The sequence below is a fragment of the Blastococcus sp. SYSU DS0617 genome (assembly GCF_054051075.1).
This window is the reverse complement of sequence record NZ_JBJHAO010000006.1, coordinates 146,924-164,214: the sequence shown is the minus strand read 5'-3', so window position 1 is coordinate 164,214 and position 17,291 is coordinate 146,924. Positions and strand designations below refer to the sequence as shown.

General features: G+C 73.5%; 15 protein-coding genes. 11 read left to right on the top strand and 4 right to left on the bottom strand.

The window, feature by feature from the left end; all coding sequences use genetic code 11:
- The first annotated feature begins 131 nt into the window (after positions 1-131).
- Positions 132-1,610: a tRNA (N6-isopentenyl adenosine(37)-C2)-methylthiotransferase MiaB gene (gene miaB, locus ACI793_RS09435; RefSeq protein ID WP_456606121.1), complete on the top strand. Its 1,479-nt coding sequence runs from the start codon at positions 132-134 to the stop codon at positions 1,608-1,610.
- A 64-nt stretch (positions 1,611-1,674) separates the two neighbouring features.
- On the opposite strand, the gene ACI793_RS09430 is transcribed toward miaB, so the two are convergent.
- Entirely contained in the window at positions 1,675-3,405 is a 1,731-nt protein-coding gene (locus ACI793_RS09430; protein ID WP_456606120.1) for a DUF349 domain-containing protein, read from the bottom strand.
- 39 nt (positions 3,406-3,444) lie between these two features.
- Between ACI793_RS09430 and ACI793_RS09425 the strand changes: the two genes are divergently transcribed.
- The 3 genes from ACI793_RS09425 to dapF are packed head-to-tail and all read left to right on the top strand — an operon-like array spanning position 3,445 to position 5,959.
- A complete protein-coding gene (locus tag ACI793_RS09425) occupies positions 3,445-4,170 on the top strand; it encodes a hypothetical protein (protein WP_456606119.1) in 726 nt (241 codons plus the stop codon).
- A complete protein-coding gene (miaA, locus tag ACI793_RS09420) occupies positions 4,167-5,090 on the top strand; it encodes a tRNA (adenosine(37)-N6)-dimethylallyltransferase MiaA (RefSeq protein ID WP_456606118.1) in 924 nt (307 codons plus the stop codon). The genes ACI793_RS09425 and miaA overlap by 4 nt, the downstream gene beginning before the upstream one ends.
- Complete coding sequence (dapF, locus tag ACI793_RS09415; RefSeq protein WP_456606117.1) at positions 5,087-5,959, top strand: diaminopimelate epimerase; 873 nt, start codon at positions 5,087-5,089, stop codon at positions 5,957-5,959. Before miaA ends, dapF begins: the two co-directional genes overlap by 4 nt.
- A 4-nt stretch (positions 5,960-5,963) precedes the next feature.
- Here dapF and ACI793_RS09410 read toward each other — a convergent pair whose 3' ends face one another.
- Positions 5,964-6,170 carry a hypothetical protein gene (locus ACI793_RS09410; RefSeq protein ID WP_456606116.1) on the bottom strand — a complete coding sequence of 69 codons (207 nt, stop codon included), beginning with the start codon at positions 6,168-6,170 and terminating at the stop codon, positions 5,964-5,966.
- A gap of 111 nt (positions 6,171-6,281) precedes the next feature.
- Here ACI793_RS09410 and hflX point away from each other — a divergent pair, with 111 nt between their 5' ends.
- The 3 genes from hflX (at position 6,282) to ACI793_RS09395 (ending at position 9,589) form a co-directional block, all read left to right on the top strand.
- Positions 6,282-7,760 carry a GTPase HflX gene (gene hflX / locus ACI793_RS09405; protein WP_456606115.1) on the top strand — a complete coding sequence of 493 codons (1,479 nt, stop codon included), beginning with the start codon at positions 6,282-6,284 and terminating at the stop codon, positions 7,758-7,760.
- A gap of 61 nt (positions 7,761-7,821) precedes the next feature.
- Positions 7,822-8,544 carry a phosphatase PAP2 family protein gene (locus ACI793_RS09400; RefSeq protein ID WP_456606114.1) on the top strand — a complete coding sequence of 241 codons (723 nt, stop codon included), beginning with the start codon at positions 7,822-7,824 and terminating at the stop codon, positions 8,542-8,544.
- A gap of 40 nt (positions 8,545-8,584) precedes the next feature.
- Positions 8,585-9,589 carry a hypothetical protein gene (locus ACI793_RS09395; RefSeq protein ID WP_456606113.1) on the top strand — a complete coding sequence of 335 codons (1,005 nt, stop codon included), beginning with the start codon at positions 8,585-8,587 and terminating at the stop codon, positions 9,587-9,589.
- A 74-nt stretch (positions 9,590-9,663) separates the two neighbouring features.
- On the opposite strand, the gene lexA is transcribed toward ACI793_RS09395, so the two are convergent.
- Positions 9,664-10,431 (bottom strand): transcriptional repressor LexA, encoded by a 768-nt coding sequence (gene lexA / locus ACI793_RS09390; RefSeq protein ID WP_456606112.1) that lies wholly within the window; start codon positions 10,429-10,431, stop codon positions 9,664-9,666.
- Positions 10,432-10,640: 209 nt separating this feature from the next.
- Between lexA and ACI793_RS09385 the strand changes: the two genes are divergently transcribed.
- From ACI793_RS09385 to ACI793_RS09370, 4 genes are all read left to right on the top strand, one after another.
- Positions 10,641-11,219: a LysM peptidoglycan-binding domain-containing protein gene (locus tag ACI793_RS09385; protein WP_456606111.1), complete on the top strand. Its 579-nt coding sequence runs from the start codon at positions 10,641-10,643 to the stop codon at positions 11,217-11,219.
- A 131-nt stretch (positions 11,220-11,350) separates the two neighbouring features.
- Positions 11,351-12,181 carry a hypothetical protein gene (locus ACI793_RS09380; RefSeq protein WP_456606110.1) on the top strand — a complete coding sequence of 277 codons (831 nt, stop codon included), beginning with the start codon at positions 11,351-11,353 and terminating at the stop codon, positions 12,179-12,181.
- Between the two features lie 450 nt (positions 12,182-12,631).
- Complete coding sequence (gene nrdR, locus ACI793_RS09375) at positions 12,632-13,114, top strand: transcriptional regulator NrdR (protein WP_456606109.1); 483 nt, start codon at positions 12,632-12,634, stop codon at positions 13,112-13,114.
- Positions 13,115-13,258: 144 nt separating this feature from the next.
- Positions 13,259-16,141 carry a vitamin B12-dependent ribonucleotide reductase gene (locus ACI793_RS09370; protein ID WP_456606108.1) on the top strand — a complete coding sequence of 961 codons (2,883 nt, stop codon included), beginning with the start codon at positions 13,259-13,261 and terminating at the stop codon, positions 16,139-16,141.
- Between the two features lie 124 nt (positions 16,142-16,265).
- Here the strand turns inward: ACI793_RS09370 and ACI793_RS09365 are convergent, their stop codons facing one another.
- Positions 16,266-17,228, bottom strand: a complete 963-nt coding sequence (locus ACI793_RS09365; RefSeq protein ID WP_456606107.1) for a quinone oxidoreductase family protein — start codon at positions 17,226-17,228, stop codon at positions 16,266-16,268.
- Between the last annotated feature and the right edge of the window lie 63 nt (positions 17,229-17,291).

Sequence of the window (17,291 nt, the reverse complement as noted above, 5' to 3'; positions counted from 1 at the left end):
AAGGGCGGAAGGTGCCCGATCCCGAACCGTGGGATCACGAAGCCGTAACGAAGGCGGATCTTTCCCCCTGCCGGGGCACCTGCGGTCGTCCGGGAGCCCACCGGCGCGGGCACCGTACCCTCGCTGCTGTCATGGAGAGCGCAGTGCAGAGCCCCGAGCGCACCTATCGCGTGCGCACCTACGGGTGCCAGATGAACGTCCACGACTCCGAGCGGCTGTCCGGGCTGCTGGAGCAGGCCGGGTACCGCCCCGCGCCCGAGGGTGACGACGCCGACGTCGTCGTCCTCAACACCTGCGCGGTCCGGGAGAACGCCGACAACAGGCTCTACGGGAACCTCGGCCACCTGCGTCCCGTGAAGGACGCGCACCCGGGCATGCAGATCGCGGTCGGGGGGTGCCTGGCGCAGAAGGACCGCGGCGAGATCGTGCGTCGCGCCCCCTGGGTCGACGTCGTCTTCGGCACCCACAACGTCGGGTCGCTGCCCGCACTGCTGGACCGGGCCCGGCACAACGCCGCGGCGCAGGTGGAGATCGTCGAGTCCCTCGAGGTCTTCCCGTCCACGCTGCCGGCGAAGCGGGACTCGGCCTACTCGGGCTGGGTCTCCATCAGCGTGGGCTGCAACAACACCTGCACGTTCTGCATCGTCCCGGCGCTGCGCGGCAAGGAGAAGGACCGGCGCCCCGGCGAGATCCTGGCCGAGGTGCAGGCGCTGGTCGACCAGGGCGTGCTCGAGGTGACGCTCCTGGGCCAGAACGTGAACGCCTACGGGGTGGAGTTCCGCGATCGGGGCGCCTTCGCGGACCTGCTGCGGGCCACGGGGGCGATCGAGGGCCTGGAGCGGGTGCGCTTCACCAGCCCGCACCCGCGCGAGTTCACCGACGACGTCATCGAGGCCATGGCCGAGACCCCGGCGGTCTGCCACCAGCTGCACATGCCGCTGCAGAGCGGGTCCGACGACGTGCTGCGCCGCATGCGCCGCGGCTACCGGCAGGACCGCTACCTCGGCATCATCGATCGCGTCCGTGCGGCCATGCCCGATGCGGCGATCACCACCGACATCATCGTGGGCTTCCCCGGCGAGACCGAGGCCGACTTCGAGCAGACCCTCGAGGTCGTGCGCCAGGCACGGTTCGCCAGCGCCTTCACGTTCCAGTACTCCAAGCGCCCGGGGACGCCGGCCGCCGAGATGGACGGGCAGCTGCCCAAGGAGGTCGTCCAGGAGCGGTACCTGCGGCTGACCGCGCTGCAGGAGGAGATCAGCTGGGCGGAGAACCGGGCGCAGCTCGGCCGGCGGGTGGAGCTGCTGGTCGCCGCTGGCGAGGGCAGCAAGGACGCCGCCACCGGGCGCCTCTCCGGCCGGGCCCGCGACGGCCGGCTGGTGCACTTCACGTCGGCCGACGGCGTCCGGCCCGGCGACGTCGTCGAGACGGTCGTGACCGACGCCAAGCCGCACTTCCTGGTGGCCGACGGCGCGCTGCTGTCCCACCGCCGGACGCGCGCGGGCGACGCGAGCGAGATCGGCACCCGCCCCACGACCCCGGGGATCTCGCTGGGCATGCCGAGGATCGGCGTCCCGGACCCGCTGCCGGTGCTGACCAGCGGCTGCTGAGCCATCACGTGGAACGCCCCCGCCCGGGAACCCGGTGCGGGGGCGTTCTGCGTGCGGGGTGCGGTTACCGGCGGGCGGACTTCTCCGCCTCGGCCAGCCACTCGCGGCGGGTGGCGAGGTTGGCCTGTGCCTCGCTGATCCGCCGCTGGTCACCGGCGGCCTCGGCCTTGGCCAGCTGCTCCTCGGCCTTGGTCACCGCGGCACGCATGGAGGTGACCATCGGGTTCTCCGCGGCGGCGCGGGGCCGGCCGGCGTCGGCTGCGCCGCGGACCTTCTGCTCCACGGCCTGCATGCGGTCCTCGAGCTGCCGCATGACCCCGCGCGGCACGTGGCCGATGGCGTCGTACCGCTCCTGGATCTTGCGCAGCGCGTTCTGCGCCCCGCGGAGGTCCTTGGTCGGGTCGAGCCGCTCGGCCTCGGCCAGCAGCTCCTCCTTGAGCGCCTGGTTGGCGGTCTCCTCGCTGGTGCGGGCCTTGTCCGACTCGGTGCGGGCGGCGAAGAAGACGTCCTGCGCGGCGCGGAACTGCTTCCACAGGTCGTCGTCGCCGTCCCGGCCGGTGCGCGGCACGGCCTTCCAGCGGTCCATGAGCGACCGCATCGCCGCGCTCGTCGGGCCCCAGTCGGTGGAGGTGGAGAGCCGCTGCGCCTCCTTGATCAGCTCCTGCTTGGCGGCGCGGGCCTCGCCGCGCTGGGCGTCGAGCTGGGCGAAGTGCGCACCCCGGCGGCGGCCGAAGGCGTCCCGCGCGGCGGCGAAGCGCGTCCACAGCGCCTCGTCGGTCTTCCGGTCGATGCCCCGGATCGTCTTCCACTCCTCGACGATCGCCTTGAGCCGGTCCCCGGCGGCCTTCCAGGCCGTGGACTCCTCGGCGATCGTCTCGGCCTCGGCGGCCAGCGCCTCCTTGCGAGCCACCTGCGCGGCGCGGGCCGCGGCCTTCTCGGCCCGGAACTCGGCGGCGGCGGCGTCGGCGGTCCCGACCATCGCGCGGGCCCGGGCGGCGAGCCCGTCGAGGTCGCCGACGGCGGCGGCGCCCGGGATCGACTCGGCGAGCGCCTGCGCCTTGCTCTTGATCTCGGCCGGGTTGCCGGTGTGCGCCTTCAAGCGGGCCTCGAGCAGAGTCACCTCGGTGGCGAGGTCGTCGAACCGGCGCGCGTAGTGGGCGAGGCCGGCCACGGGCTCACCGGCCTGCCAGGAGCCGACGGCGCGCTCGCCCTCGGCGGTGCGGACGTAGACGGTGCCGTCGGCGTCGACCCGGCCCCACTGGGACGGGTCGCTGGCGGGTCCGGCCGCGGGCGCGATCGACGCGGGGGAGGGCACGGCGGGCGGGGGCGTCGGCGCCGCGGGCGCAGCCACCCCGGGGGCGGCCGGTGCCTCGGCGTCGGGCGCCGCGGTCGGGGTGACCGGGTCCGGCGTCGACTGCTCCGGCGTCGGCTGCTCCGGCGTCGGCTGCTCCGGCGTCGGCTGCTCCGGCGCCTCCGCGGAGGCGGGCGGCAGCTCGGTGGCGACCTCGGGCTCGGCCGGAGGGGCCGCGGCCTCGGGTGCGACCGTCTCGAGGGTCTCGGCCGCCGGGACGGCCACCTCGGGAGCGGGCTCCTGCGTGCCTCCCGCCCCGGCGGTCGGCTCCTCGGTGGGATCGGGGAGGGCGGCGTCGGCAGGTGCCGGCGCGTCGGGTGTTCCGGCGTCCGGCGTCACCGCCGCGGGTACCTGCTCCACCTCCGGGGTCGCGACGTCGGGAGTCTCCACAATCGGTGGAGTGGCCTGCTGCGCCCCGCTGCCGGGGTTGTCCGTGCTCGACACTCCGGCAGTGTCCCACGTCCCATCGGCGAGACTGAGTGCGTGAGCGCCGAATTCGGGGGACCGCCCGTTCCCTCCGGCGGTGACGGTGTCGCCGTCGCCTTCTGTCCCGCCGCACCGCTGCTGCTCCCCGCGGTGGAGGGCATGCCCGGCGCGGACACCACCGCCCTGCGGCACGCGTGCGCCGACGCGGTGGCCGCCATGCTCGCCGTGGCGCCGGAGATCGTGGTCGTGGTGGGCGCAGGGGCGCCGGCCGGGGTGCGCTTCGGCGACGGGGACGCCGGTGACCTCCGTGGCTTCGGCGTCGACCTCGAGCTCCCGTTCTCCGGTCGGGTGCGTCCCGGCGGCCGTCGCCTGCCGGTGCCCCACCTGATCGGCGCATGGCTGCTGGACGAGGCGGGGTACGCCGGGACGCGGGTGGGCACCGGCCCGGACGACCTGCCCGACCTGGTGCGGTCCCTCCCGGCGACCGTCGGGGTGCTGGCGATGGGTGACGGATCGGCGCGACGGGGCGTGAAGGCACCCGGCTACCTCGACGAGACCGCCGCCCCCTTCGACGCCGTCGTCGCCGGGGCGCTCGCCGACGGTGACGCCGGGGTTCTGGCGACCCTCGACCCTGCGGAGGGGCGGCGGCTGATGGCCGACGGCGTACCGGTCTGGCGCGCGGTCGGCAGCGCCGTGGCCGGCCGCTCGATCGCCGGGCGGCTGCATGCCGACGTCGCACCGTTCGGCGTCGGATACCTGGTGGCCGACTGGTGGGCGCGATGAGCGACGCGCCGGCGGTGGTGGCGGTCGTCGGTCCCACCGCCACCGGGAAAACCGCGCTGGCCGTCGCGCTGGCCCAGCGGCTGGGTGGCGAGGTCGTCAACGCCGACTCCATGCAGCTGTATCGCGGCATGGACATCGGCACCGCCAAGCCCGACGCGGCCGAGCGCGACGGCGTGCCGCACCACCTGCTGGACCTGTGGCACGTGCGCGAACCGGCGTCGGTGGCCGAGTACCGGCAGCGGGCGCGTGCGGAGATCGACCGGCTGCGGGCCGCGGGTGTCGTCCCGCTGCTGGTCGGCGGCTCGGGGCTCTACGTCCGGGCGGTCCTGGACGAGCTCGACTTCCCGGGCACCGACGCCGCCGTGCGCGCCCGGCTCGAAGAGGAACTGGCCGTCGTCGGACCGGCGGCGCTGCACGCCCGGCTGGCGTCGGTCGACCCGGCAGCGGCGGCGGCGGTCCTGCCCGGCAACGGACGGCGCATCGTCCGCGCGCTGGAGGTCGTCGAGATCACCGGCGGGCCCTTCCGGGCCACGATGCCCGAGCCGGTGCCGTACTACCCGGCGGTGGTGCTGGGCCTGGACCGGGAACCGGCCGAGCTGGACGCGCGGATCGCGCTGCGGGTGGACCGGATGTGGGCCGCGGGGTTCGTCGCGGAGGTGGAGGCCCTCGCCGCCGACGGCCTGCGCGAGGGGCCGACGGCGTCGCGCGCGCTCGGCTACGCGCAAGTGCTCGCGCAGCTCGACGGCACGCTGACCCCCGACGAGGCCCGCGAGCGGACGGTGGTCACCACCCGCCGGTTCGTGCGCCGGCAGCGCTCCTGGTTCCGCCGCGATGCGACGACCACCTGGCTGGACGCCGCCCGTCCCGACCTGCTCGACGCCGCTCTTGCCGGAATCGCCGACCGTACGATCGGCCGGTGACCGCCACCCCGCGCGTGCTGATCGGGCACGGCACCGAGAACGACTTCGTCGTGCTGCCCGACCCCGACGGCTCCGTGTGGCCCGGGAAGCGGCTGGACGACGCGATGGTCCGCCGGCTGTGCGACCGCCGCGCGGGGCTCGGTGGGGACGGCGTCCTGCGGCTGGTCCGCAGTGCCCACGTGCCCGATGCCGCCGACGTCCTGGGCGAAGAGCTGGCGGCCTGCGAGTGGTTCATGGACCACCGCAACGCCGACGGCTCCTACGCCGAGATGTGCGGCAACGGCATCCGGCTGTTCCTCCACGCGCTCGTCGCAGAGGGGCTGCTGGACCGGGCGGCGTGCCTCGACGGCGTCCTGGTCGGCACCCGCGGCGGTCCGCGCCGGGTCGGGGCGTCGGCCGACGGCGGCTACTGGGTGGACATGGGTCCCGCACGCGAGTTCGGGCGCGGATCGGCCGAGCTGGGTGGCTCGACGTTCACCGGACCGGCGGTGTCCATGGGCAACCCTCACCTGGCGGCGCTCACCGACGTCGACGTCGACACCCTGGACCTGAGCCGGGAACCGGCCTTCGACGCCGCCCTCTTCCCCGACGGCGTGAACGTCGAGCTGATCAACGTGCTGGAGCCGGGCGCGCACATCCGGCTGCGGGTGTTCGAGCGGGGAGTGGGGGAGACCCGCTCCTGCGGCACCGGGGCGTGCGCGGCCGCCTACGCGGCCCTCGCCGACGCCGGCCGCGCCGAGGGGACCGTGGTCGTCGACGTCCCCGGGGGCCGCCTGTCGGTGCAGGTCGGCCCCCGGACGACGGTGCTCACCGGCCCGGCGGTGCTGGTCTCGGCCGGATCGCTGTGCCGGGAGTGGCTCGGCGACTGACGCCTCAGCGGCGGTCGTCGTCGGGCGGCACGGGGACCATCGCGTCGTCGTCGTCGGTGGCCGGAGGGGTGGGTGGCGCCCCGCGGCCGCTGTCCTGATCGGCGCCTCCGCCCATCGGGTTGCGCGGCGGGCCGCCGATGCCCACCGGGTCCCGGCCGGGGTCCTCCACGTCGCTGTTCGCCCCGAGGCTGCTCGATCCGCTCGCGGTCATCGGTTCCTCCTCGTCGTGCGGAATGCGGTCCCGGAACCCCTACCCGCGATCGCGGGATGCACCCGGACCGGTTCTGCGTTGCACTCGGTGATGACAACTGAGGTGACCCGCATGCCGGACCGTGCCACGCTGGACCCGATGACGACCGCCCCGGAGCGCATGCCGCTCGACGACGAGCCCCGCCCCGCGCCCGCCGCGCGACCCGACACGAATGACGACACCACCGGGTCCTACGCCCTCGAGGCCCGTGGCGCACTGCGCCGCGTGGCCGGGCTCGGCACCGAGCTGGCCGACGTCACCGAGGTCGAGTACCGGCAGCTGCGCCTCGAGCGCGTGGTCCTCGTCGGCGTCTGGACCGAGGGGACGCAGGCCGACGCGGACCGCTCGCTGGCCGAGCTGGCCGCGCTCGCCGAGACGGCCGGCTCGGAGGTGCTGGAGGCGGTCAGCCAGCGCCGTGACAAGCCGGACGCCGCGACCTACGTGGGGTCGGGCAAGGCCGGCGAGATCCGCGACATCGTCGCCGCCACGGGCGCGGACACGGTGATCTGCGACGGTGAGCTGACCCCCGGCCAGCTCAACCAGCTGGAGAAGGTGCTCAAGGTCAAGGTCGTCGACCGGACGGCGCTGATCCTGGACATCTTCGCCCAGCACGCGACCAGCAGGGAGGGCAAGGCCCAGGTCGAGCTGGCGCAGATGCAGTACATGCTGCCGCGGCTGCGCGGCTGGGGTGAGTCGCTGTCCCGGCAGGCCGGTGGTCGTGTGGCCGGCGGTGGCGGTATCGGTACCCGCGGCCCCGGTGAGACCAAAATCGAGACCGACCGCCGGCGCATCCGGACGCGCGTCAGCAAGCTCCGCCGCGAGATCGCCGGTATGGCGACCGCCCGGGCCACCCAGCGCAGCAGCCGGGACCGCAACGCGACGCCGAGCGTGGCGATCGCCGGCTACACGAACGCCGGCAAGTCCAGCCTGCTCAACCAGCTCACCGGTGCCGGCGTCCTGGTGGAGAACGCGCTGTTCGCGACCCTGGACCCCACCGTGCGCCGGGCCGAGGGCCCCGACGGCCGCGAGTACACGCTGACCGACACCGTGGGGTTCGTCCGGCACCTGCCGCACCAGCTGGTCGACGCCTTCCGGTCGACGCTGGAGGAGGTGGCCGCGGCCGATCTGCTGCTGCACGTGGTCGACGGCTCCGACCCCGACCCGCTCGGCCAGATCAACGCCGTCCACGTCGTCCTCCAGGACATCGACGCCTCCTCGGTGCCCGAGGTGATCGTCGTGAACAAGGTCGACGCCATGGACGAGGAGGCCATCCTCACGCTCCGCCAGGCACTGCCCGGAGCGGTGTGGGTGTCGGCCCGGACCGGAGCCGGGATGGACACGTTGCGCGAGCTGATCGCCGCCCGCCTGCCACACCCCGACACCGACGTCGACGTCCTGGTGCCCTACGACCGCGGCGACCTCGTGGCCCGGGTGCACCGGGACGGCGAGGTGCTGGCCGAGGCGCACGAGGCCGGGGGGACCCGCCTGACCGCGAAGGTGGACGGCGCGCTGGCCGCGGCGCTCGAGGAGTTCGCCGCGCCGGTCGGCTGAGCGTCGCCGCCGCGCCCGGCGCTCGGATCACGATCAGGTCACGGCCCGGTACGGTGAACGGATGACGAGCGGCGTGGTGCGCGACGCCGGCGCGCCGGAGCGCACCCGTGTGGTGTCGATCGGCCGCCCGCCGTGGTGGCTCGTGCTCCTCGCCGTGCTCGTGGGCGGCCTGATCACCGCCGACCTGCTCGCCGGCGGTGCCCTGGAGCGGCTGGACCTGTGGGTCTCCGACGTCGTCCGCGGCTGGGGGCTGCGCGACTCGGCCGCCTATCCGGTCGTCTGGGCGATCACCCAGCTCGGCGGCCGAGGCACGATCCTCATCGTGCTGGCCGTGCTCGTCGGCTACCTGGCCTGGCGGCATCGCACGGCGGTTCCGCTGCTGCGCGTGCTGCTCGCGCTGGGCACGCTGACCGTCGGCGTCTACGCGGTCAAGTTCGGTACCGGTCGGACTGCGCCCGGGCACCCCGACGAGCTCTTCTTCCATGCCGACGGCGCCTCGTTCCCCTCGGGGCACGTGGCCAATGCGGTCATCATGTGGGGAGTCGCCCGCTGGCTGGCCGTCGAGTACGCGCTGCCCGCCAGGGTGCAGCGCGCCTTCTGGTGGCTGAGCATCGTCGGGCCGGTCGCCACCGGTGTCTCGATGGTCTCGCTGGACTTCCACTGGGTGACCGACGCGGTCGTCGGGGCCGCGGTGGGGGTCGTGCTGCTGGGCGTGGTTCATGCACTCGACGCAATGGTTCTGTCACGCTGGGTTCGTGCCCGACCAGGCCGGCAGACCGCGTAGCGGCTTCGGAGGACGGCGTGCCAGCCGCGCGGTACGCCTCGTGGTGGCGGTCCTCCTCGGCTCCTCCCTGCCCGCGGTGGGGGCGACCGCCGCCGCCCAGGAGCCGGACGCTCCTGCACCGAGCGTCCGGTGCCAGATCACGGATCCTGCGCTGGCGGAGATCTCCGGGCTCGTCGACCTCGGCGAGCGCATGCTCGTCATGAACGACGGCGGGGACTCGCTCAGCGTCTCGGTGCTCGACGCCGGGTGCCAGGTCCTCGAGACGCGGACCGCCGCGGTCGACCCCTACGACCCCGAGGACCTCGCTCTGGGTGCCGACGGGACCATCTGGCTGGCCGACGCCGGCGACAACAACTCCGTGCGCTCGACCGTCGCCCTGCTGGCGCTGCGGCCGAACGGGTCCGCCGCCGTGCACCGGCTCAGCTACCCCGACGGCGCCCACGACTCCGAGGCGCTGCTGCTCGCGCCCGACGGCACGCCGTACCTGGTCACGAAGGACGTGCTGGGGTCCAGCGGCGTGTACCGGCCCACCGGTCCGCTGTCGGCCGAGGCGACCGTTCCGATGGAGCGGGTGGCGACGGTCAACATGACGCTCACCGGCACCCCCGGGGGCCCGGTCGGACGCGCCGGGCAGCTGCTCATCACCGGGGGAGCGGTAGCGGGCGACGGGCACGCGCTGGCGTTGCGCACCTACACCGATGCCTACGTGTGGCCGCTGTCGGGCCCGGATGTCGTGGGCGCCCTGGCCGGGACCCCGGTGCGGGTGGCCCTGCCCGAGTCACCCCAGGGCGAGGCGATCAGCTTCACCGGGGACGACCAGCAGCTCGTCGTCGCCAGCGAGGGTGTGCCCAGCGACGTGGTCGTGGTGCCGATCCCCGCGGTCACACCGGCGTCCGCCGCGGCGCCGTCCGACGGCCCGGTGCCCAGCCTCACCGAGCTCACCAGCTCGGGCAGGTCGCCGGTGACCTCTGCGCTGATCGCGGTCGCCGTGGCGACCCTCGTGGTGTGGCTGGTTCCCAAGCTGCGCCGCCGGCCGCGGTCCTGAGCCACCGCGGCTGCCGGCACCCCGTCCGGGCGACCGCCCGCGCGTGCGGCCGGTGACCCGGACGGGGCCCGGGATCAGACCCTGCGCAGCACCGAGACGACGCGACCCAGGACCGTCGCGTCGTCGCCGGGGATCGGCTCGTAGGCCGGGTTGTGCGGCAGCAGCCAGACGTGCCCGTCGCGCCGCTTGTAGGTCTTGACCGTCGCCTCGCCGTCGATCATCGCGGCGACGATCTCGCCGTTCTCCGCGGTGGGCTGCTGGCGCACGACGACCCAGTCGCCGTCGCAGATGGCGGCTTCCACCATCGAGTCGCCGACGACCTTGAGCATGAAGAGGGTGCCCTCGCCGACCAGCTCGCGGGGCAGCGGGAAGACGTCCTCCACCGCCTGCTCGGCGAGGACGGGCCCACCGGCGGCGATCCGGCCGACCAGGGGCACGTACGTCGGAGCGGCGAGCGGCTCGTCGGTGCCGGCCACCGGCTCGGCGAGCGGCGCGACGGGACGGGACGTGTCGCCCGGCAGCCGGACGTCGAGGGCACGCGGGCGGTTGGGATCCCGACGCAGCCAGCCCTTCTTCTGCAGGACCGAGAGCTGGTGGGCCACCGAGGAGGCCGAGGAGAGGCCGACCGCCTCACCGATCTCGCGCACCGACGGGGGGTAACCGCGCCGGTCGATGGAGTCCCGGATGACCTCCAGCACCCGGCGCTGGCGCTGGGTCAGCCCGTCGCCGTCGGCGCCGCGGTCCGGGAAGGAGCGCACCGACGCGGTGCCGTTCTCCGTGTCCGGTTCCGACGCCGTACTGCGCGTCCGTCGGCCACCCGACGTCCCGCTGGTCTCCGCCACGTCTCCTCCTCGCGGGCTGCCGGTGCAGCCGTGCTGGTCGCGTCCTCCGAACCGTAGCGCCGATCGCGCCCGCTTTCAAACACGTGTTCGAAGAAGGTGGCCGTGTCGGGTCGCTTCTGTCGGCGGCGTCCGGTAGACATCGCACAGACGTCCGATTCGAACAGCCGTTCGAAGGCCGTGGTGGACGTGCGGGGTCGGGAGGAGAGGTCGTGGGAAGCGTGGCGCAGGCCGTGGTGGAGTTCGACGAGGCGGTGCAGGCGCCGTGGCGCCCGCCGCTGGCGGGTGGAGCCGGACGGCAGGGGCGGTTGCGCGCGGTGCCGGACCTGCGGCACGACCCGGCGCCCCCGGCCCCGGGTACCGGGCGCTCGGTGGCCGGATCTGCGGCCCACCGGACGCATTCGGCTGCCGCACAGGTGCGCAGGCCGGTCCCGGCGGGCTCGACGACGCCGCGACGACCGGCGCCGCCCCGCGTCGCGGGCGATCCGTGGGTGGCTCCGACGCTCCGGCTCACCCGGCGTGCGCGGCGGCTGGGTGTGGTGCTCGGCCTGGCGATCGGTGTCGCCCTCGGCTCCTGGGTGGGCTCGGTCGTCGGCGGGGGTGAGGACGGCGGTCTGCGCCTGGCCGGGGAGAGCAGCGTCGTCGTGCAGCCGGGCGACACGCTCTGGTCCATCGCCGGCGCGGTCGCGGACGAGGGGGACGACATCCGCGCCGTCATCGCCGAGATCCGGGCCCTCAACGAGCTCCCCGACGCCACTCTGGTCCCCGGTCAGCTGCTCGTCCTGCCGTGACCGGGGCGCCGACGCGCACCGGACGGCTGCGCGACAGGGCAACACCTCTCCAACCTGGGGCGACGACTTCGTCAATCATCAGCCCGGGCGCCTTCACTCACCGTCGTGACCCGAGCGCTTACGGTCATCGCGTGTCAGGTCCCATGGAGAGCCGCGCCGCTGTGTTCACCCGTTCGCCCCAGTCCGTCGAGGTCTACCAGGCGGGTACGTGGTGGCGGGGCGAGCTGCTGGGCTGGCGGCACGACGCCTCGGGAACCTGTCAGATGTGGGTCCGGGTGGTCGCGGGCGGCGTCGAGGAGACGGCGTGGATCGACCTCGGCGCGCTCCGCCTGCCCGAGCGGAACCTGTCCCCGGCCACGGAGCCCAGCCGCATCGACTCCCGCGTGAAGCAGGAGCTCCCGCCCGCCCAGGCGATCTCCGCTCTGCGGGGCCGTCCGGTCAGCGGGACCGCGGAGACCACCGCCGCGCTGCCCATGATCCGTGACGAGGCCCCGGCCCCTGCGGGGAGCGTCGCCGCCGCGGTGCCCGCCGCATCCGGTACGCGCACGGGTGGACGCCGACGCGCTCCGGAGGACGCGGGCGTCCAGGTCGTCGTCGCAGCGCAGGTGCCGGTCCCGGCCGGCCGTCACCGGGCACCCGGCGACGAGGGGCGGCACCGCGCCGCCGACACCGAGGTGTTCCCGGCGGTCGCCGACGAAGCGGAGCCGGTGGCGGCCGTGTCGGCGGAGTCGCGCCCGGAGACGGAGTCGCGCCGCGTAGCCCGTCCGCACGTCGGCGCCGGGTGGGCGGTCCCGTCCGCGCGCACGGCGCGCCCCGAGGAGTCCTTCGGTCGCCCGGACGTCTGCACCGGCCGCATCGACGCCGAGCCGGACCTGCTGACGCGTCCGATGCGACTCGGCGACCTCGGTCCGTCCTCGAACGCACGACGTCCGCGAGTGGGCGGGTCCCTCACCGGCGTCTGACGTCTCCACCGGATCACCGCACGCCCGGCGTGACCCGCCGACGTCCGTCCGGTACTCCATCGCGGCCGCCGATCCGGAGCCGTCAGCCCGTGCGCGCGCCACTCGGCGGCCCGTGTCCGTTCTCCGCGCGCTCCGCGGCGGACGTCGCCGAGCCGGGTGCGGAACGGTTCCGCACCCCGCCCTCCGGCGCGTCTCCGGGCGTGTCGTGTGACAGGTGGAGTGCCCTGTTCCTGCGGGTGACAGCCGGGTCAGGGCGGAACACGCCGACAGAGACATCGCTTGCACATCTAGTGGGGCCCGGCTTAGGGTTCCACTAGATCTAGTAGTTACAGAGCTGTAAGCCTTGTCCACAGGCCAGTCCTCAGGTTCTCCCCGCGACGTCCACCGGATGTCCCCAGGAGGGTCCACAGGACGACCCGGGCGAGGAGCCGCGAAGGGAGGTGGACCGCGATGCGCTGCCCGTTCTGCCACAACCCCGACAGCCGGGTGATCGACTCGCGGGAGGCCGACGAGGGGGCCACCACCCGTCGTCGCCGTTCGTGCCCCCAGTGCGGCCGGCGGTTCACCACCGTCGAGGAGGCCGTCCTCGCCGTCGTGAAGCGCAGCGGCGTCAGCGAGCCGTTCAACCGCTCGAAGGTCGTCGCCGGCGTGCGCCGGGCCTGCCAGGGGCGGCCGGTCGACGAGGACCAGCTGGCGCTGCTGGCCCAGCAGGTCGAGGACACCATCCGCGCCACGGGCGCGGCGGAGGTTCCCGCTCACGAGGTGGGGCTGGCCATCCTGGGCCCGCTGCGCGAGCTCGACGAGGTCGCCTACCTGCGCTTCGCCAGCGTCTACCGCGCCTTCACCTCGGTGGCCGACTTCGAGAAGGAGATCGCCGAGCTCAAGGCCCGCCCCGCGGGCGCTGCCGAGACCGGGCCGCCCGGCGGCTCCTGAGAACTGTCAGTACCGACCGCTAGACAGCACGTCGGGCACGTCGATCGCGGCTCTTCCCCAGCCCTCCGATCCACCACCGCGCGGCTCCACGGCGCGCATCGAGCACCACACCAAGCACCACACGACCAGGGAGAGCTCCACACCATGACCGAGACCGACGACCGCTTGGCCGGCACCCGCGCGCGGCGCACGCCCAAGGCGCCCAGCCGCAAGGGCCTCAAGATCAAGCGCGTCTTCACCACCGCCGGTGTGCACCCCTACGACGACGTGACGTGGGAGCGCCGCGACGTCGTCATGACCAACTGGCGCGACGGCTCGATCAACTTCGAGCAGCGCGGTGTCGAGTTCCCCTCCGAGTGGAGCATCAACGCCACAAACATCGTCACGACCAAGTACTTCCGCGGCGCCGTCGGCACCCCGCAGCGCGAGACCAGCCTGCGCCAGCTCATCGACCGGGTGGTGCTCACCTACGGTGCGGCCGGCCGCGAGCACGGCTACTTCGCCACCGAGGGCGACGCCGAGATCTTCGAGCACGAGCTGACCTGGATGCTCATGCACCAGTACTTCAGCTTCAACTCGCCCGTGTGGTTCAACGTCGGCACGAGCTCTCCCCAGCAGGTCAGCGCCTGCTTCATCCTCGCCGTCGACGACGAGATGGACTCGATCCTCAACTGGTACCGCGAGGAGGGCCTGATCTTCAAGGGCGGCTCCGGTGCGGGCCTCAACCTCTCCCGCATCCGCTCCTCCAAGGAGCTGCTGTCCTCCGGCGGCACCGCATCCGGCCCGGTCAGCTTCATGCGCGGCGCCGACGCCTCCGCCGGGACCATCAAGTCCGGTGGCGCCACCCGGCGTGCCGCGAAGATGGTCGTCCTCGACATCGACCACCCGGACATCGAGGAGTTCATCGAGACCAAGGCGCGCGAGGAGGACAAGATCCGCGCGCTGCGGGACGCCGGGTACGACATGGACCTCGGCGGCAAGGACATCACCAGCGTCCAGTACCAGAACGCCAACAACTCCGTGCGCGTCTCCGACGAGTTCATGCGGGCCGTGGAGGAGGGCACCGAGTTCGGCCTCCGTGCCCGCATGGACGGCTCGGTCATCGAGACCGTCGACGCCAAGACCCTGTTCCGCAAGGTCACCCAGGCCGCCTGGGAGTGCGCCGACCCGGGCATCCAGTACGACGACACGATTAACGACTGGCACACCAACCCCGAGACGGGCCGGATCAACGCGTCCAACCCGTGCTCGGAGTACATGAGCCTGGACAACAGCTCGTGCAACCTGGCGTCGCTGAACCTCATGAAGTTCCTCAAGGACGACGGCACCTTCGACTCGAAGAACTTCGTCAAGGCCGTCGAGCTGGTCATCACCGCGATGGACATCTCGATCTGCTTCGCCGACTTCCCGACCGACCCGATCGGTGAGACCACCCGCGCCTACCGCCAGCTGGGCATCGGCTACGCCAACCTCGGCGCGCTGCTCATGGCGACCGGCCACGCCTACGACTCCCGGGGTGGCCAGAGCCTGGCTGCGGCGATCACCTCGCTGATGACCGGCACGGCCTACCGCCGGTCGGCGGAGCTCGCCGGCATCGTCGGCGCCTACGAGGGCTTCGCCCGCAACGCCGACGCCCACGCCCGGGTCATGCGCAAGCACGCCGCGGCCAACGACGCGATCCGCCCGGTCGGCGCGGACGACGCCGACGTGCTGCGTGCGGCCACCCAGCAGTGGCAGGACTGCCTCGAGATCGGCGGCGAGAACGGCTGGCGCAACGCCCAGGCCTCGGTGCTGGCCCCGACCGGCACCATCGGCTTCATGATGGACTGCGACACGACCGGCATCGAGCCGGACTTCTCGCTGGTCAAGTTCAAGAAGCTCGTCGGTGGCGGCTCGATGCAGATCGTCAACCAGACGGTGCCGCGGGCGCTGCGCAGCCTGGGCTACCAGGAGGAGCAGATCGAGGCGATCGTCGAGTACATCGCCGAGCACGGCCACGTGGTGGACGCGCCGACCCTGCGCCCCGAGCACTACGAGGTCTTCGACTGCGCGATGGGCGAGCGGGCCATCTCCCCGATGGGCCACGTCCGCATGATGGCCGCGGTGCAGCCCTTCATCTCCGGCGCGATCAGCAAGACGGTCAACATGCCCGAGACGGCGACCATCGAGGACGTCGAGAAGATCTACTTCGAGGGTTGGAAGGTCGGCCTCAAGGCGCTGGCCATCTACCGCGACAACTGCAAGGTCGGCCAGCCGCTGTCCGGTGGCAAGGGCAAGAACGACGGCACCAAGGAGGAGGTCGCGGTCGAGGCGGCCGCCCCGACGGCGCTCTCGCACCCGGTGCGCAAGCGGCTGCCCAAGAAGCGGACGAGCGTCACCACCTCGTTCAGCGTCGCCGGCGCCGAGGGCTACATGACCGCGGGCATGTACGAGGACGGCAGCCTCGGTGAGGTGTTCCTGAAGCTCGGCAAGCAGGGCTCGACCCTGGCCGGTGTCATGGACGCCTTCTCGATCGGCATCTCGCTGGCGCTGCAGCACGGGGTGCCGCTGGAGACCTACATCGCCAAGTTCACCAACATGCGGTTCGAGCCGGCCGGCATGACCGACGACCCGGACATCCGGATCGCCCAGTCGGTCATGGACTACATCTTCCGTCGCCTGGCCCTGGACCACCTGCCCGTCGAGAAGCGGGCCGGCCTCGGCATCTTCACCGCCGAGGAGCGGGCCGCGCAGGTCGCCGGCTCCTACGGCACCTCGGCCAGCACCCCGGCCGTGACCGAGGAGGAGGAGGTCGACCTGGAGCAGCTGCGTGGCTCCGCGCCGATCGAGACCGCGAAGGTCGAGGAGAAGGTCACCCCGGAGGGCCCGAAGTCGGTCAAGGAGGCCCACTCCTCGGCCGAGCTGCTCGAGCTGGTCACCGGGACCGCCACCGACGCGCCGCTGTGCATGACCTGCGGCACGAAGATGCGCCCCGCAGGCAGCTGCTACGTCTGCGAGGGCTGCGGCTCCACCAGCGGCTGCAGCTGAGGTAGCCCGGGGAGCGCCAGCACCGCGCTCCCGTGAACGTCCACCGGCCCGGTCCCTCCTCGAGGGGCCGGGCCGGCGGCGTGTCCGCGGTCGGGTGCGCTTCCTGCGACGAGCCGGACGGCGCCTACGGGGTGAGGACGACCCGCCCGACCGCCTTGCGGCTCTCGATGTACTCGTGCGCCGCAGCCGCCTCGGCGAGCGGGAAGGTGCGGTCGACGAGGACGGTCAGCCGGCCGGCGGCGACGTCGTCCACCAGGTCCTGCACCATCGCCTGCACTCGCGGCGTGGTGATCTCGCCGCCCAGGTAGACACCGGTCAGCGACTGGTTCAGCCGGCCCAGCACGCCGGCGTCGAACGGCGAGAAGTCCCGCCCGGCGTTCCCGACGGTGATGGCCCGGCCGCGGCGGCCCAGGCAGGCGACGGACTTCTGGAGGGTCGAGCCACCGACGGAGTCCACGACGAGGTCGACGCCGCGTCCGCCGCCGAGGGTCCGCACCTCCTCGACCCAGCCGCTCGTCGAGTAGTCGACGGCGTGGTCCAGGCCGAGCTCGGCCAGGGGCTCGAGCCGGGCGAGCGACGACGCGGTCGCGATGACCGTCGCCCCGGCCCGCTTGGCGAGCTGGATCGCGGCCACGCCGACGCCCCCGGCGCCGGCCTGGACGAGGACGGTCTCGCCCTCCTTCAGGCGGCCGAACTCGAAGAGGCAGTCGTGCGCGGTGCCGAACGGGATCGGCACGCAGGCGACCGCGGTGGCGTCGGCGCCCTCGGGGACCTTCCAGGTGGTCCGGGCGGACACGGCCCACAGCTCGGCGTGCGAACCGTGGCTGTTCGTGGCGACCACCCTGTCACCGACGGCGCGGTCGGTCACGTCGTCAGCGACGGCGACGATCGTCCCGGCGGCCTGGTACCCGACGATGTGCGGCTCGGAGAGCAGCGGGCCGCCGAGCCGGTTGAGGGTGTCCCCGCCCTCGATGGAGACGGCCTCGACCCGGATCAGCACCATCCCCGGGCCGACGACCGGATCGGGGACGTCCTCGTACTGGAGGACGTCCGGGGGACCGTTGCGGTGGTAGACGGCAGCCTTCATGCGTGCGCTCCTGATCGTCGAGGTGGTCGGCCCGACCGGACGGTCGGGCCGCTTGCGGCCCGG

What these genes read in the sequence shown, in the direction of transcription:
- ACI793_RS09365 (WP_456606107.1), bottom strand. Translation starts at nt 17,228, where the DNA reads ATGAAGGCTGCCGTCTACCACCGCAACGGTCCCCCGGACGTCCTCCAG.
- ACI793_RS09370 (WP_456606108.1), top strand. Translation starts at nt 13,259, where the DNA reads ATGACCGAGACCGACGACCGCTTGGCCGGCACCCGCGCGCGGCGCACG.
- nrdR (WP_456606109.1), top strand. Translation starts at nt 12,632, where the DNA reads ATGCGCTGCCCGTTCTGCCACAACCCCGACAGCCGGGTGATCGACTCG.
- hflX (WP_456606115.1), top strand. Translation starts at nt 6,282, where the DNA reads ATGCCGGACCGTGCCACGCTGGACCCGATGACGACCGCCCCGGAGCGC.
- ACI793_RS09400 (WP_456606114.1), top strand. Translation starts at nt 7,822, where the DNA reads ATGACGAGCGGCGTGGTGCGCGACGCCGGCGCGCCGGAGCGCACCCGT.
- miaB (WP_456606121.1), top strand. Translation starts at nt 132, where the DNA reads ATGGAGAGCGCAGTGCAGAGCCCCGAGCGCACCTATCGCGTGCGCACC.
- ACI793_RS09410 (WP_456606116.1), bottom strand. Translation starts at nt 6,170, where the DNA reads ATGACCGCGAGCGGATCGAGCAGCCTCGGGGCGAACAGCGACGTGGAG.
- miaA (WP_456606118.1), top strand. Translation starts at nt 4,167, where the DNA reads ATGAGCGACGCGCCGGCGGTGGTGGCGGTCGTCGGTCCCACCGCCACC.